Source organism: Microvirga lupini (genome assembly GCF_014191055.1).
GTDB classification, from domain to species: domain Bacteria; phylum Pseudomonadota; class Alphaproteobacteria; order Rhizobiales; family Beijerinckiaceae; genus Microvirga; species Microvirga lupini_A.
Map to the genome: position 1 here is coordinate 798,215 of NZ_JACHWB010000001.1, position 15,285 is coordinate 813,499.

15 protein-coding genes are annotated in these 15,285 nt (G+C 57.7%); 8 read left to right on the top strand and 7 right to left on the bottom strand.

The window, feature by feature from the left end:
* Positions 1–31: 31 nt before the first annotated feature.
* On the bottom strand, positions 32–1,087 hold the full coding sequence (locus FHR70_RS04040; RefSeq protein WP_183447332.1) for an ornithine cyclodeaminase: 1,056 nt from the start codon (positions 1,085–1,087) through the stop codon (positions 32–34).
* 3 nt (positions 1,088–1,090) lie between these two features.
* Positions 1,091–2,041 (bottom strand): arginase, encoded by a 951-nt coding sequence (rocF, locus tag FHR70_RS04045; protein ID WP_183447334.1) that lies wholly within the window; start codon positions 2,039–2,041, stop codon positions 1,091–1,093.
* Positions 2,042–2,163: 122 nt separating this feature from the next.
* Here rocF and FHR70_RS04050 point away from each other — a divergent pair, with 122 nt between their 5' ends.
* A complete protein-coding gene (locus tag FHR70_RS04050) occupies positions 2,164–2,601 on the top strand; it encodes an Lrp/AsnC family transcriptional regulator (protein WP_183447336.1) in 438 nt (145 codons plus the stop codon).
* A gap of 87 nt (positions 2,602–2,688) precedes the next feature.
* Complete coding sequence (locus FHR70_RS04055) at positions 2,689–3,081, top strand: RidA family protein (protein WP_183447338.1); 393 nt, start codon at positions 2,689–2,691, stop codon at positions 3,079–3,081.
* An 8-nt stretch (positions 3,082–3,089) separates the two neighbouring features.
* Here the strand turns inward: FHR70_RS04055 and FHR70_RS04060 are convergent, their stop codons facing one another.
* Positions 3,090–4,577, bottom strand: coding sequence for a sensor domain-containing diguanylate cyclase (locus FHR70_RS04060; RefSeq protein WP_210277460.1), 1,488 nt, complete (start codon positions 4,575–4,577; stop codon positions 3,090–3,092).
* A 321-nt stretch (positions 4,578–4,898) separates the two neighbouring features.
* On the opposite strand from FHR70_RS04060, the gene FHR70_RS04065 reads away from it, so the two are divergent.
* Positions 4,899–5,087 carry a hypothetical protein gene (locus tag FHR70_RS04065; RefSeq protein ID WP_183447342.1) on the top strand — a complete coding sequence of 63 codons (189 nt, stop codon included), beginning with the start codon at positions 4,899–4,901 and terminating at the stop codon, positions 5,085–5,087.
* 58 nt (positions 5,088–5,145) lie between these two features.
* Here FHR70_RS04065 and FHR70_RS04070 read toward each other — a convergent pair whose 3' ends face one another.
* A complete protein-coding gene (locus tag FHR70_RS04070) occupies positions 5,146–5,880 on the bottom strand; it encodes a TerC family protein (protein ID WP_183447344.1) in 735 nt (244 codons plus the stop codon).
* A 1,013-nt stretch (positions 5,881–6,893) separates the two neighbouring features.
* Between FHR70_RS04070 and FHR70_RS04075 the strand changes: the two genes are divergently transcribed.
* Positions 6,894–7,124 carry a hypothetical protein gene (locus FHR70_RS04075; RefSeq protein WP_183447346.1) on the top strand — a complete coding sequence of 77 codons (231 nt, stop codon included), beginning with the start codon at positions 6,894–6,896 and terminating at the stop codon, positions 7,122–7,124.
* 390 nt (positions 7,125–7,514) lie between these two features.
* On the opposite strand, the gene FHR70_RS04080 is transcribed toward FHR70_RS04075, so the two are convergent.
* Positions 7,515–7,781 carry a hypothetical protein gene (locus FHR70_RS04080; RefSeq protein WP_183447348.1) on the bottom strand — a complete coding sequence of 89 codons (267 nt, stop codon included), beginning with the start codon at positions 7,779–7,781 and terminating at the stop codon, positions 7,515–7,517.
* 176 nt (positions 7,782–7,957) lie between these two features.
* On the opposite strand from FHR70_RS04080, the gene FHR70_RS04085 reads away from it, so the two are divergent.
* Positions 7,958–8,338: a rhodanese-like domain-containing protein gene (locus FHR70_RS04085; protein ID WP_183447350.1), complete on the top strand. Its 381-nt coding sequence runs from the start codon at positions 7,958–7,960 to the stop codon at positions 8,336–8,338.
* Positions 8,339–8,432: 94 nt separating this feature from the next.
* Here FHR70_RS04085 and FHR70_RS04090 read toward each other — a convergent pair whose 3' ends face one another.
* Positions 8,433–8,933 (bottom strand): lytic transglycosylase domain-containing protein, encoded by a 501-nt coding sequence (locus FHR70_RS04090; RefSeq protein ID WP_183447352.1) that lies wholly within the window; start codon positions 8,931–8,933, stop codon positions 8,433–8,435.
* A 232-nt stretch (positions 8,934–9,165) separates the two neighbouring features.
* Complete coding sequence (locus FHR70_RS04095) at positions 9,166–10,380, bottom strand: polysaccharide lyase family 7 protein (protein ID WP_183447354.1); 1,215 nt, start codon at positions 10,378–10,380, stop codon at positions 9,166–9,168.
* A 786-nt stretch (positions 10,381–11,166) separates the two neighbouring features.
* Here FHR70_RS04095 and FHR70_RS04100 point away from each other — a divergent pair.
* From FHR70_RS04100 to FHR70_RS04110, 3 genes are read left to right on the top strand one after another with little or no spacing between them, the layout of a single operon-like run.
* A complete protein-coding gene (locus FHR70_RS04100) occupies positions 11,167–12,477 on the top strand; it encodes a UDP-glucose dehydrogenase family protein (RefSeq protein WP_183447356.1) in 1,311 nt (436 codons plus the stop codon).
* Positions 12,398–13,993, top strand: coding sequence for a glycosyltransferase (locus tag FHR70_RS04105; RefSeq protein WP_183447358.1), 1,596 nt, complete (start codon positions 12,398–12,400; stop codon positions 13,991–13,993). Before FHR70_RS04100 ends, FHR70_RS04105 begins: the two co-directional genes overlap by 80 nt.
* Before the next feature lie 30 nt (positions 13,994–14,023).
* On the top strand, positions 14,024–15,229 hold the full coding sequence (locus tag FHR70_RS04110) for a PilZ domain-containing protein (RefSeq protein WP_246407863.1): 1,206 nt from the start codon (positions 14,024–14,026) through the stop codon (positions 15,227–15,229).
* Positions 15,230–15,285 lie beyond the last annotated feature (56 nt).

The window sequence follows — 15,285 nt, forward strand, 5'->3', positions numbered from 1 at the left end:
TAATCAGATCTTTGATTTATGATCATATAGATCACGCCGCATTCGGCGTCGCTGCCGCGCGCAGGAGCATGCCGAAGAGGTCGCGGGGTTCGTCGGGGTCGGCCAGGAGGTCGAGCTCGTCGGAGAGGCCTGTCTGCTCGATCTGGCGTTTCACGTAGCGCAGGGCGGAAAAATCCTCGATGGCAAAGCCGACGGAATCGAAGAGGGTGATCTGGCGGTCTCCCGTGCGGCCGGGCTCGTGCCCGGCGATCACGCGCCAGAGTTCGTTGACCGGGTAGTCCGGCGGGAGCTGCTGGATCTCGCCTTCGATGCGGGTCTGCGGCGGATATTCCACGAAGATGTCGGAGCGCTTCAGGATGTCGGCATGGAGCTCGGTCTTGCCCGGGCAATCGCCGCCGACTGCATTGATGTGAAGGCCTGAGCCGACCATGTTGTCGGTGAGGATCGTGGCGTTCTGCTTGTCGGCCGTGACCGTGGTGACGATCTGGACGCCTTCCATCGCCCCCTCGATGGAGTTGCAGACCGTGATGCTAAACCCGAGGCCTGCGAGATTGCGCACGCATTTCGCGCTGGCCGAGCGGTCGATGTCGTAGAGCCGCAGGGTGTCGATGCCCAGCAGCGCCTTGAATGCCAGAGCCTGGAACTCGGCCTGTGCCCCGTTGCCGATGATGGCCATGGCGCGCGCTCCCTTGGGCGCGAGGTGCTTGGCGGCCACGGCGGATGTGGCGGCGGTGCGGAGCGCCGTGAGGATGGTCATTTCGGTCAGAAGCACGGGATAGCCGGTTGCCACGTCGGCCAGCACGCCGAAGGCCGTCACGGTCTGGCGTCCCTCGCGGGTGTTCTTAGGGTGGCCGTTCACATATTTGAAGCCATAGACCTCGCCGTCGCTGGTCGGCATGAGCTCGATCACGCCCTCGCGGCTGTGCGAGGCCACCCGCGGGGTCTTGTCGAAGGATTCCCAGCGGCGGAAATCGGCCTCGATGCATTCCGCCAGCTCCAGCAGGAAGCGCTCCACGCCAATCGTGAGCACGAGCTTCATCATGTTGTCGACGCTGACGAAGGGGACGACGTTCAGTTTCAGGTTCATGGCTCAGTGCGCTTTCGGCGTGTGGCGGTAGCTCTGGGTCGGGCGGTCGAGCACGCGCCGGCCCATGAGGCTCGAGACGAGATCGACCATCAGAAGGGCCGTGCGCCCGCGCTCGTCAAGGAAGGGGTTCAGCTCGACCAGATCGATGCTCCTCACGAGGCCGCTGTCGTGCAACATCTCCATGATGAGATGGGCCTCGCGGAAGGTGGCGCCGCCGGGAACGGTCGTGCCGACCCCGGGGGCAATGCCCGGATCGAGGAAATCCACGTCCAAGCTCACGTGGAGAATGCCGTCGGCTGCCGCCACGCGCTTGAGAAAAGCGTCGAGGAGCGGCGCGACGCCGTTCTCGTCGATAGCGCGCATGTCATAGACTGTCACGCCGACTGTCGAGAGGGCGGCCCGTTCCGCCGGGTCGACGCTGCGGATGCCGATCATGCAGACGTTCTGCGGGTTGAGCGGGTTGGCCACACTCGGGAAGAAGCCCTCGAAGCCTTTCAAGCCCGTCGCATAGGCCATCGGCACCCCATGGAGGTTGCCGCTGGTCGTGGTCTCAAGGGTGTGGAAATCCGGGTGGGAGTCGAGCCAGAGCACGAAGAACGGGCGGCCCTCCTCGGCGGCCCGGCGGGCCAGCCCCGTCATGGAGCCGGCAGACAAGCTGTGATCCCCACCGATGAAAATCGGCATGCCGTCGCCGCTGGCCTGATAGGCAGCCTCCGTGATGGCTTCGGTCCAGGCCACCGTTTCCGGCAGAGCCTTGATGGCGCCGTTCGGGTGGCGCACCTCGCGCTGGGGCGCAGGCACGATATTGCCGCGATCTTCGACCGCGTAACCGAGATTGCGCAGCTCTGTGACCAGCCCCGCCGTCCGAAACGCGCTGGGACCCATGTCGCAGCCGAGCCGGCCGGCGCCCTCCTGCACGGGGATTCCCAGAACGATGCACGTGGTCGCGGCCATTCATCTCTCCTGTCTTGCCGTCAAGCTACCGGATCGCCTTGGCAGAATGAACAAGGTACTTTGACAAAGAGCACAAGAGTTGTGATCAATGTGGCAAGTTCAGCTCATCAAAACGGCACTTCATGGATGATCTCGACCAGCGCTTGATCACGCTCCTGCGGCATAACGGGCGGCGCAGCGTCTCGGATCTGGCTATTGCGCTTGGCGCCTCGCGTGCGACGGTCCGGTCCCGGATGGAGCGCCTGGAGCGCTCCGGCGATATCGTCGGCTATACGGTGATCCTCCGGGCCGATGCGGTGGCCTTGCCCGTGCGTGGAATCATGCTGATCGAGGTGGAGGGCAGGGCGGGCGATCGGGTGGTGGATGCACTCGGCGGCTTTCCGGAAGTAAGCGCCATTCACACCACGAATGGCAAATGGGATCTGATCGTCGAACTCGGTGCGTCCAGCCTCGCAGATTTCGACGCCATCCTGCGGCGGGTGCGCCTGATCCCGGGCGTCATCGCGTCAGAGACGAACCTCCTGCTGGCAACCCCGCGCAGCACTCGTGCCAAACTCTAGAAGCACTTCCACAGCAGCAATGACACCCTAGGCTGGCGCGACTGTCGTCATTCGCTACAGTGCGGGCTGTATTCGGGAGGATCATTCATGTCGAAGGAAGTCGTTGAAGTTCCCATTCTGTCCGAGGGCGTGCGGAAGGTAGGCGTGCCGCTGTCCATGGTGACAAGGGCAAACGGGTTCGTGTTCGTGTCGGGAACGCCGCCTTTCAACATGGAGAGCGGTGGGTTCGTAAAGGGCGATATCGAGGTGCAGACGGAGGCTTCCCTCCGGGCGTTGCAGCATTGCCTGGAGAGTGCCGGCACCTCCCTCGACAAGGTGGTGATGGTGCGGATCTATGCGGCCAATGCCGGTTTCTATGGCGCCATCAATCGCGTCTATGCCCGGTTCTTCCCGGAGAACCCGCCCTCACGGACCTTCGTGCCGGTTGCGTCCTGGCCCATGGAGTTCGACATCGAGATCGAGTGTATCGCGGTGGCCTGATCCGGTCCTCAGGCGGCCGCGTTCGGACGAGGCGTCCGGTGTTGGACGGCATCTTCTCCGGGGCTGCGAACGGCGTTGCGCCCCGCGGCTTTCGCTCGATAGAGCGCTTGGTCGGCGGCCTCGAAAAGGGTGTTCCTCTCGCTCCCGCGGGAGGGCCGCGCTGAAGCGACACCGATGCTGACTGTTACGATGTGATAGGGGCTGCCTTCATGCGTCACTGCCATCGTGGCGATCGTCTGACGGATGGTGTCGGCAATTCTCATTGCACCAGTCAGATTCGTCTCGGGCAGGATGACAGCAAACTCCTCGCCGCCGTAACGGGCTGCGATGTCCCTGGGACGCCGGATGCTGGCATCGAGGGTGCCGGCGATTGCGCGCAGAACCTCATCGCCGCGGCCATGCCCGTACCGGTCGTTGAAGCTCTTGAAATAATCGGCGTCGATGAAGAGCACCGACAGGGCGGAGCCTGAGCGGATGGCATGACGCCATTCGCGCTCGAAAGTCTCGCGGAAGGCGCGCCGGTTCGGCAGGCCTGTCAGATCATCCGTTCTGGCAATCCGCCTCAGCTTGGTCTCGGCTCTCGTGCGGCGCTTCAACTCCCGCTGGAAGACGAACGTCAATCCGACCACGGCACAGCAGAGCACCAGCGTCACAAGGCTGAGAACAAGTGCCTTCCTCTCCCAGGCGGCGAAAACTTCATCCACCGACAGGGCCACAGTGAGCACGAGAGGGTACTTTTCCAGCCGTCCGAAGGAGATGATGCGGTGCACGCCATCGATCGGCGACACCGAATCGAATGTGCCGGCCTTGTCCTTCAGGAGGCGCTGGACGTGGGGAGAGCCGCCCAGATCTTGATTGATCTGGCTCTCATCGAAGGGATAACGCGTCAGCAGGACGCCGTCGCCGCGGAAGAGATTGATGGCTCCCTGCTGGCCCAGGCTCAGGTGCTCAAATCGCTGATTGATGGTGTTGAGGGCAATCGACCCCATGACAACACCGGCAAACCCACCGCCGGAGTCGGAAAGCCTTCGGCTGATTCCAATGGCGAGGTCACCATGGGGGGCTCTGCTCTGGTAAGGGCGGCTCACGTAGAGGCCGAGATGCTGTGTGTTCTTGTGAACCGTGAAGTACTCGCGGTCGGACACGTTGAGCGACCGTGAGGCGATCACAGGCCCGGCGTCGGCAATCAGGTCACCATTGCTGTCGACGAGCAGAAGGGCTGTCATAAAGTTTGCCGAAGCCGCGCGGTCGAACAGCATCCGATACCGGAGATCGGGCGACAATTGGTGAGAGCTGAGGTGGCGCAGTCCCTCGATGGCCCCCTTCAGGGAGAGATCAAGCAACTCAAGATTGTTGTCGAGATCGCGGGCGATGGTCGTCAACACATTCCTGGAGGATCTCTCTGCCTCCTGCCAAGTGCCAAGCCGATCCATCCAGAGCGTATGGGCGGAAATCCCAAGGATACCGAGGGCAATCACGCCTGCGATCAGGTGCAAGTAGACTTCTGATAACAGGCGTTTCATTCGGCTGCACAACGATCTTGTCTGAATTTATTCTATAGTGAAGGAAATGAAACGAGCCAACAGAATTGTTGGCGACAGAACAGTGGCCATTAGTCTCTTGTGGAGATTGGTGCTTGATTTGGGATGGAGCTAAATGCCTCTATGGCATGGACCATTTTATGTTCTGTTATAAAGGTAAGTTATAACTCAAGCTTTGCTTTATCGTGTACATAGCTGCCCGCAAAGCTTTAAAGATCCGCCATCAGAGGAGGGCGGCCTATGTTCGGTCCCTCACAATCCCACAGAATATGGCGCATGATGAGCGCCCTGATCGATGCTCGCCCGGAATGGGCCGACAAGGATGTTTTCGAGGCGGATCGGGAGAAAATCCTTCGATATGGAACTTCCATCGGGATCAGCGTTGAGGAGCTTCTCCGGATGACGGAGCCGGATGCTATCCTCGGACTCTGGACCGCAGCCGAAGCGGCGCAGGCTGAAGACTGAACAGTCAGAACATAGGATCGTGCGCGGCCATGAGGCTGCCGCGCACGATCATTCTCCATTATTGCGCCTTCTTGGCGCGTCGGGACAGCATATTGAGGGCCTCGATCAGGGCCGAGAATGCCATTGCGGCGTAGATATACCCTTTGGGGACGTGAGCACCGAAGCCTTCCGCAATCAGCACCATGCCGATCATGAGCAGGAAGCCGAGTGCGAGCATGACCACCGTCGGGTTCGCTTGGATGAAGCGCGCCAGGGGATCGGCCGCCAGCAGCATGACCGTCACAGCCACCACCACGGCGATCACCATGATCGGCACGTGATCAGTCATGCCGACCGCCGTGATGATGCTGTCGATGGAGAAGACGAGGTCCAACAGCAGGATCTGCACGATCGCCGAGGCGAAGCTCATCTGGACCTTCTGCCCTTCAAAGAGATCCGGGCCTGGATCAGGATCCACATGGTGGTGGATCTCCTTAGTGGCCTTCCAGACCAGGAACAGTCCGCCCGCGATCAGGATCAGGTCACGCCAGGAGAAGCCATGGCCGAATGCGGTAAAGAGGGGCTCGGTCAGCTGAACGATGATGGCGATGGTCCCAAGCAGGCCTAAACGGAGAATGAGGGCGAGTCCGATGCCGATGCGCCGGGCCCTTGCCTGCTGATGGGCGGGCAGCTTGTTAGTCAGGATCGAAATGAAAATGAGGTTGTCGATGCCAAGCACAACTTCCATGACGACGAGGGTTGCCAAGGCAGCCCATGCGGCTGGGTCCGCTGCGAGTGCAAATAGCTGGTCCATAAAGCCTTCCTGTAATTGCGACCCTTTATTTCGGTTACTGCAGAGCTTGCACAAGGGCTAAGCCCTCTTTCTTGCCGCTTTCACATCACAGACGCGTGATCAGAGCACCAATTGGCAGGGAACCAAGGGTAGCAACGGCCAAGCTTCACTGCCGAACAGAATGTTGAGCCATGGCATAAGGTCGAGCTTTTCCTGAAAAAGACTCAAATTTCACAAATATTTAATCGTGCCGCTCCTGAATAAGGGTTGAGCCGTGGAACCGCCCATGGCGGCACAAGCGTTCTTCCATAGCAGGAATGGGAGTTGTGCCATGACAGGGTCACCAGGACGTTGGCTGTTGACAGCTTCGCTTATCAGCGTCCTGTCGACTACAATGCCGGTGCTTGCCCAAGCGGGACGTCCCTGGGTCGATCCTCCGCCGGAGGCCGGCGCTACGCCGTCTTTGCCGACTCCTGCGCCCGCGGCCTCATCACCACAGGCCGCTGCTCCAGCAGCTACACCACCAACGCCTCAGCCTTCATCAGCTTCTGCCCCCCCGCAGCCAGCCAAGGATAATGAGACGGTTGCCGCACAATCGCGTCCTGAGGTCTCTCCACGCAAACAGCAGGAAGGTGAGCAGGTTAAGCAGAAGACCGCCGCTGAGCGTAAGGTGCGCCCTTCAACGCAACAGGTCCGTAGCACTGCTCGCCCTCAGAAGCGCGAAGAGCTGGCCACCCGGCGGCGTGAGCCAAGCCTGGAGGTTTCTCAGGCGCGTCCACCTCGCAACGGGATTGAGCGGCGGGCCCGAGGCACACGCTATGGATCGGTTCAGGAGGGACTCGATGCAGGGCTGCAGGTGATGAGGCTTCGGACGATCCAGCTCCCCGACGGTCGGCGCATCGAGATCCTGACGCGCCCCAACCAGGATATCGCAAGCCAACTCCCGGATGGTTACTGAACCGAACACGGTGAAGAGGTTGCCGCGATGCCCGATCAAAGGAGACCCGTCCCTATAGGGAGGATCGGCTGATTTCTTGAACTGCGATTTCCTGAGTCCGATGACGGATGTCGAGCCACAGGCGCATCTCGCGTCGGGCATCGGCAAGAGCGCGATGCTCGGCAGGGCCGAGTTCATCGTCCTTTCTCTGAGCCTGGGACAGAACCCTCTTCATGAGCTCATCATGAAGGTCAACCGGGACGTTCATCCCGATCAGGGCTTCACGCACAGTCTGTTGATGGAGTTCTTCCGTATCCTGCAGGCGTAGGGCATGTCGTGGGAGCCCTGCGGACCGCAGCAAGCGGCTCAGCCATTTTCCATCCCATGACGGCGCTGTCGCATAAAGGGTATAGCCTTTAAGAGCGGACATCATTCGCCGTGCGACATCAGTCACGGCGGCTCCTTCCGCATGCAGCCGATCCCGGCTGAGGCCGTGAATGGTCTCCGCCTCGAGATCCCAATCGGTCCAGGTCGGATCAGGCTGAATGAGGTGGCTCTCTTCTTCACCATTTGAGAGAACCCATGCCACCTCGATAGGATATCCATGCTTGCCCAATGAGGAAGCTTCGAAATCGAGAAAAGCAATCTCTGGCAAATCGGACATAGCGGATCCGTTATCCTCCTGGCTGCTCGTCATGACAAACTGTTCCAGTTGGAGCTATAGCTGCGAGGCCGACGACTCTTCAGCCAGTTGTGATCGGATAGCTCGCAGCAAGTCATCATCGGGGACACTCGTCTCCCAGTCTTCAGGAAGTTCGAGGCGCACGGATTTCGCTCCTCCCGATGGGGTACAGACGATATGGATCTGGTTTCGCGTGCCTTCGACGCGCGCGGCATCCGCTTTCTCGGGATCATTGCCGAGCCCGGCGAAAGCCTGGATGCAGGTCCACGTGACGCCCTCAGCATCACTTACATCGCGTGGCATGTTCTTCGTCCTTTCTGGCATGCAGAAGTGCGCCAGTCCCGTCAACGCGTGAGGTGGTCCGATGCTCCAGGTGTCCGGGTTCACCCCGTCTGAGACTTTATCTTTCTTGACACATGGCGCCCTCGGGCCGAGCCTTGCTCGGCTGCCAGATGGCAGAACCCTGTGTGGAGAGGACCATGGCTAGAAATGTGAAGGATCTGCTGGCCGAGGCAAATTCCTCAGTGCCCAAGCTGTCCCCCAGTGAGGCTGCCGAGAAGATGCGCTCGGACGATGTTCTTGTGGTGGATGTGCGCGATCCGACGGAGGTTCAGCAAAGCGGAAAGCTCAAGGGTGCCGTCAATGTCTCCCGCGGCATGCTGGAATTCCGGGCCGACCCGGAGAGCCAATATCATAATCCGGCATTTCAGAAGGATAAAACCATTCTCCTGCATTGCGCCTCTGGAGGGCGCTCCGCTCTGGCAGGCAAGACCCTGCAAGACATGGGCTACACGGCTGTATTCAACATCGGCGGCTTCAAGGACCTGACGGAAGCGGGCATCGATACGGAGCCTGCCTGATTGCGAAGGATCGAGCCTCGGGAGTCAAGTCGCTCGGCCTTGTCTATGGCCGAGCGTCGAGCGGCAAGGATCCTAGATGCGCCGTCTGGCAAGATCACTGGGCATTTGCAGACGTAAATGCCGAGGATCGCAATGCGGGTTCGGCCGCTGAGATGGACCCAGTCGAAGCCGGATCGGCGACAGCCGTGGCGAGCGCGTGAAGCAGCCCCTTGCGCTTGGCCTCATAGTAGTAGCCGCTTGAATAGAGCGCGACCGCCCGATCGGAATTGCCGCCTGCAACTTTATAGGCATTGGCAAGATAAGGGACTGCATAAGTAAGGTTGGTGTTGGCATCGAGCAGACCTGATGGGCTTCCTCGATATCCCATCCCACGAGCTGTTGCGTAACGGATCTGCATCAGGCCGAAATTACCCCTGCTCAGTGCTCGCGGATTATAGCCACTTTCTCGTCTGATCACTCTGTGAACCAAGGCCTCTGGAACATTGTGGGTCCTGGCATGATGCGCAACAAGCGAGTTGATCGTTGTGAGATCCGATGCAGTCGCGGGCATGGAGCAGACGACTGCAGCGCAGGCAAGAAGAAGACGAGAAATCATGCATATCCCCTTGTTTGAGGGAAATTTCTCATCGTCAATCGTGGCAGCAAGAGGTCAGCTTGGCTGTAAGGCCTTCTATAATGTGGATGTGGGCGTCAGCAAAAGGTCTTTATAAGCTGAAAGATCAGCCATCTACCTCTTTCGGGTGAGGGCTGCTTTTCACGTCAACATTTCTGTCAGCTGATCATGGACGATACGCTCGCGAGTGCCGCTTGAAACAGAGTGATTCCTGCTAGATGACCAGGAAGTCAGCTGCGGTCAGCTTCAAATTCTTGTCGATCTTGGCAAACTGGATGGCACGAGTTGGACCGGATCCATCGGGATCATAGAACAGGTTGCCCGTCTTGTTGTTGTAGACGATCCGATCCTGTGCATCCGATGCCTTTGAGCCGATGCTAAAGCTTTCCGGCGGAAGCCTTCCAGATTTGAGCTTTTTGAACACAGTATCATTGAGACGGATTGTGTCGTCCTTGGTGCTGAAGTTCAGGATGACGTCGACATTGTTGGTTCCGAGCTTTGTGTCGAACGTAAAAGCATCCCTACCGGACGACCCGACAAGAATGTCGTTCCCGCTCTTGCCCCAGATCATGTCATTGCCACCTTTGCCTTCGATCCTGTCGTTTCCGCTTGAGCCTGTGAGCTTATCGGCCTTGCTCGTGCCAGCGTATGTCTTCGACGTGGATGGAAGGGCAGCATTCTTCAACAAGGCTTGAGACGCGTTGCTCGTGTGGCTGAATTTGAGCTCGTAGAAAGACGTCTGGCCATAGCCGGTTCCTTGCGTTTCATTCACTCCGAGGTAAGTGCCCGCCTTGAAGTAGAACGCATCGGCTCTCCACGCCTGATTGACCTTGTCCGAGGCCATATAGGTCTGGCCGTCAGCCAACACAGTCACCTTTACACGATCGGCTGTGACATCAATCGTATAGGTGAATCTCTCGTTGAGAGTGACATTAGGCTTTGAGCCGATCTTGCTGGTCAAAGCAAACTTCGTTTCCTGACCCGTGGCACCTGCAATATCGTTCACGAAGTAGAGTGTGCCTTTTTCCCAATAGAGACGAACGAGTTCGTCGTCTTGCCCGTGAACTTGCCCGACGACAACACGTCCCTTTGTCCCGTTGAAGAGGCTTGGTGCCTGGTCGATCTTGAGGGTCGCCTTCATGAAGCCACCTTGCATGACAGTCCATGCTGCTCGTTCCGAACCACTCATCTCCCGAAGCTCGGAGCGCGCGTATCGTGAGCCGGTCGTCGTTGCTCCTTGCACGGGAGCTTTGAAGACCATAGCTCCGTCAGACCCCATGTAGAAGTATTCCGGATCTGCGTAGCCATTAAGGTTCTTCACCTCATAGGCGGTGCCTGAGAAAGCACCTTTCCGATCTGTTGGAAGAGTAATTTTCCAAGGCTTCAGATTGAAGAAGCGACTTGGCGCGTATGATGAATACGTAGTCAAAATTGATATGCCCCAAAATTTCTGAGCCTTTGATCGGCTTGTTTTCTGCTAAGGGACTAGAGGTCCTTTAACGTTATAAAAATCGTTCTGACGCTGAGAGTGGAAGGTCGCATGTCCTGAGGGACGAAAGTGACTAATTTTCCTAAACCATGGGTTAAAATGGTATTCTGAAATCGATCATTGTGAGGCTGGCTGCTGCGTCGCTGAAAAATTAGCCAATTGGGGCAGTCGCAGGAGCACAGATAACCCTTGATATTTACCTCACTCAAATGGGCTAGACCGATATAGAGCGCCGCATGGCCTAGTTGGCCAATGAGGCTTGAAGTCTTCAGTTTTGATGAGAAATCACAGCTTCAGATCAAGATGCTCTCATCGAGATTAAGCATGAGTTTTGATGTGCCTGGAGGGCGCAGCCTGGGAGGCCTGAAGGAAGAACCCGATGAAGGTTATTCCTTGGGACACCAATTTGAACAGGAATTGCCTCACATGTCTAATTTATCTTCCCCATTATTTCGTTTAAACATATGAATCATAAAGCACAACAAGCGTATAGTTTTGTAATTCATGCTGTGTGCGATGCAATATAATAATCAAGTGGGTGCGCATACTCTTATGAGTTAAGCATGATCTATTGATGGGAGTAATTCTCTACTTAATCCGTATGGGGTATCTCTCCAGCCGAAATAGTGAAGCGCTTTTGAGTAAAGCAGGAGTATTTATTGGGCTACACCCGGCGCATATCTTTTGGGCGCCTTGATTTCACTGTTAGTCGGCAGGAACAGCCTAATGCAAATTAGTGTCTTTGGGATTGGCTATGTCGGAGCGGTCTCATCGGCGTGCTTGGCCAATGATGGTCATCACGTCATCGCAGTCGATCCGAATCCTCAGAAAGTGGGCCCTCTCAATGAAGGTATCAGCCCGATCGTCGAGCCGGGATTGGGTGAACTGATACAGAGTGGAATTCACAACCGGCGCCTTATGGCAACAAGCGACGTGCGCGAAGCCGTGAATGGAACGGACATCTCATTCGTGTGCGTTGGAACACCTTCGCGGTCGAACGGCTCTCTAGACACCTCATATGTCAGCGCCGTCGCTGAGCAGATCGGCGCAGCGATCCGGGAGAAGAACTCCTTTCATTCCGTCGTCATGCGCTCCACGATCCTACCTGGGACAATGGAGAGCATCGTTCTGCCTGCGCTCGAGCGTGCGTCCGGACGCCAGGCCGGAGTAGGGTTCGGCGTTGCCTATTATCCGGAGTTTCTGCGAGAAAGCACCGCTATCAGCGATTACTATGATCCAGGTGCCATCATCTTCGGACGCCATGATCAGGCAACGGTGGATCGACTGGTTGAAATCCACAAGATCTTCAAAGTCGAGCCGAGGATCGTCTCCATCCGCACGGCTGAGGCAGTGAAGTATACCAACAATGCGTGGCACGCTCTCAAGATCAGCTTTGCCAATGAGATCGGCAATATTTGCAAAGAAGCAGGGATTGATGGCCACGCCGTGATGGACGTGCTCTGCGCAGACAATCGGCTTAACATTTCAAAAGCCTACCTGAAGCCTGGGTTCGCGTTCGGCGGTTCTTGTCTGCCGAAGGATTTGCGCGCTCTGCGTTTTGCCGCTCGAAAGCTGGATGTTCCAACGCCGATCCTTGATGCCACCATGGACGCAAACGAGGAGCAACTGCGGCGCGCGTATTCCATGGTTGCCGCAACGGGCAAGCGCCGGATTGGCATCATTGGCCTGAGCTTCAAGCCTGAGACCGATGACCTGCGTGAGAGCCCGCTGGTGGAGCTTGCGGAGCGGCTTTATGGTCGTGGATATGATATTCGCATCTATGACCCGAACATCCAGGTTTCCAAGCTGACCGGTGCGAACCTTCAGTTCGTGAAGGCGCATCTTCCTCACCTGGCTTCATTGCTGACGGCCGATGTTAACGAGGTCATCGATCACGCTGACGCGTTTGTCCTTGGTAATCGTGAAGAGGCTAAGCGCCTGCTGAGTATCGTGCAGGATGACCGGCCTCTTATTGATCTCGTTCGCATCGACCAGACAAGGTGTTCAGGTGACTTCTATCAGGGAATCTGCTGGTAACAACGGCAGTGTCTGCCTCTCGGAGTCGGTTGGGGCACATATTCTCTATGTGGTTGCCGTGGCGGCTTTTGCCGCCGCGCTTCCGCCTGAGGCGTATGTCTCTGTCGGGTCTGGCGTGATTGGAGCTATCGGAATACTTGCCATGTGGCGCTACGGATGGGGCCTGCTGCACTTCATCCGCGCGCTCATCTTCCGGAAGCTGATCTTTCCAAGCCAGCGAAAGGCCTCCGACGAGGCGATCAGGCTCGATCCTCCGAATGCGTTTCTCCTTGTAACGACATTTCGGATCGACAGTGCTGTTACGACGCGTGTCTACAGAGCAGCCTTTGAGGCCGCCCTGGCTGCCCCTGGTAAGGCCACCGTCGTTGCGTCGATCGTCGAGGCTGGTGATCAACGGCTGATCAAGAGCTTGTTTCAAGCGATTTGTGGCCAGCAAGATAAAGTGGATCTGGTCGTCGTAAGGATTGCGGGAACAGGCAAGCGGGATGCTCTCGCGTACGGATTCAGGGCCGTCGCCCGACGTGCCCCGGCAGCGGATGATGTTGTCGCTGTGATCGACGGCGACAGTATCGTTCCGCGCGATCTCGTGCAGAAATGTGCCGGATTCTTCCGGCTCGACCCCGAAGTCGGCGCTCTGACCACGGATGAACTGAGCGAAGTCAGGGGAAGCCGTATTTTCCAAGAATGGTACGCACTGCGTTTCGCACAGCGGCATACACTCATGTCCTCCGTAGGGTTGTCAGAGCGAGTCCTGACATTGACTGGCCGCATGTCAATGTTCCGTGCAAATATTGTGTGCGATCCGGAGTTCATCCGCCAAGTTGAGCTTGACTATGTCGATCATTGGCGCCTCGGCCGTTTCAAGTTCCTCACCGGCGACGACAAGTCGAGCTGGTTCTGGCTGCTGCGAAACGGCTACAAGATGCTCTATGTGCCGGATATCGTCGTTCTGACGGTAGAGGATCCACCATCGGAAAACTTTGTCTCGGCCGCAGCCATGCTGATGGTGCGATGGTTCGGTAACATGCTGCGCACGAATGCGAGGGCTCTTGCTCTTGGACCCCGGAAAATCGGCTTGTTCACGTGGTGGTCGATCCTTGATCAGCGTCTGTCGATGTGGACCTCGCTTGTCGGATTTTTCGTTGCACTTCTCGCCGGGTTCTTCATCAGCGGGTACGCACTCCTTCTGTACGCGCTCTGGATCCTGACAACCCGCTATATCCTGACCCTTTCGCTCCTGGCATCCCGCCAAAGGGTGTCAGTCTTCTATCCCTTCCTTCTCTACTTCAATCAGATCTTCGGATCGCTGATCAAAGTCCACGTGACGTTCCGTCTCGACCGTCAGAAATGGACACGGCAGAAGACAACAACTGCGATTGGGGCAAAGCGTCCCCTGATCGCGAGCAATCTTATGTCCGCATACATGCATAGCGTTGCGCTCATCGCATTTGTCTCGGTCTTGGCATGGAGCATGAATGTCCTTCCGACGCCGAATTCCATGTTCTTTCTTCCCTAATGATAGCGGTGCCGCTTGGAGAGTTTATCAATGACGAGAATTACGCACGAGGCAGAGGTTCAGAGGCAGCATCCTCGTTACCGCCTGCCTGTGAACTGCATTCACAAGGGAGCGCAACTCGCAGTCGTTGACATTTCGGTTGGAGGTCTGGGGCTTCGCACTGGATCGTTGGACACGAAGCCTGGGCAGGTGCTCGACCTTACACTCGCCTTTCCGTTTAGTGGTTATGAACTGACGCTACCCATCAATGCGGAGGTGCGTTACATCGCCAGCGAGCACAGCAGAATTGGTTTGCGCTTCGTCGATGTCTCGCCGCGCCAGCATAGTCTTCTGCGGTTTGTCCTCGATGCCTATCTTGCTGGTGAGGTCGTGGAGGCAGGGGATGTGCTGGATGTTGTCTCACGGCGCAATGAAGGGAAGACCCGTGAGGTTCCTCCACAGCCTCAACCCCAAGGGGCTGTGGCTAGCCTCGTTCACCGTGGCCGGAGCGCTGCGGGCTACATCGGCATCGGTGCGGCGACACTGCTCCTCCTGGGGTTCATCGGAACGAGCCTGTTCGACCGCCTCTTCCTGATCCCAGCTCAATCGGCCCAGATCACCGCCGACTTGGTCAACGTGCCGGCTCCATCGAACGGCCAACTCACCTTTGTCGCCGCTGGAGACGAGGTCAAGGCCGGCGAGCCGCTCCTCACAATTCAAGGGGCGCAGGGCAACAGCATCGTCATCGATAGTCCCTGCAATTGCGTGGTTCAGGCGCGGTACAGCCGGGCCACCAACTTTGTGCGGGAGGGGGCGCCGATCATTACGCTACGGGAGAAGACAAGTAACCCTTACATTACCGCCAGCATTCCGCAGGATCAGGCCTTGCGGTTCTATAAGGGAGCAAATGCGGTCATCGAATATGCTGACGGAACTCGCGTAAGGGAAGCCAATATCGAGCGTTTGCCATCCCTCGAAGATCCTTCGCTTGAGGGCCGCTTGATTGTCAAGTTGGCGCCTGGCCGTGAACTCGGCGCGTCGATGATCGGTCAGCCTGTATCCGTCGTCTTCAACACGTTTTCAGGATCTTCGATCGGATCTGCCGCCAACAAGCTGCAGACAGCCCTCAACTGGGCAGGAAACAAGATTGCAGCTATCCTGTCTCAGGACAGCGCGACGGCCGATGCACCAAGAAAGGCCACAGAGCCTCAAAGTGAGAGTGGAAGGCGGCTAGCCGGGCTCAGTTCTGGGGAATGAACGATCCCGGGCCATCACCGGAGGACATCACTTGGATTTTCTGGAGATCAACAATG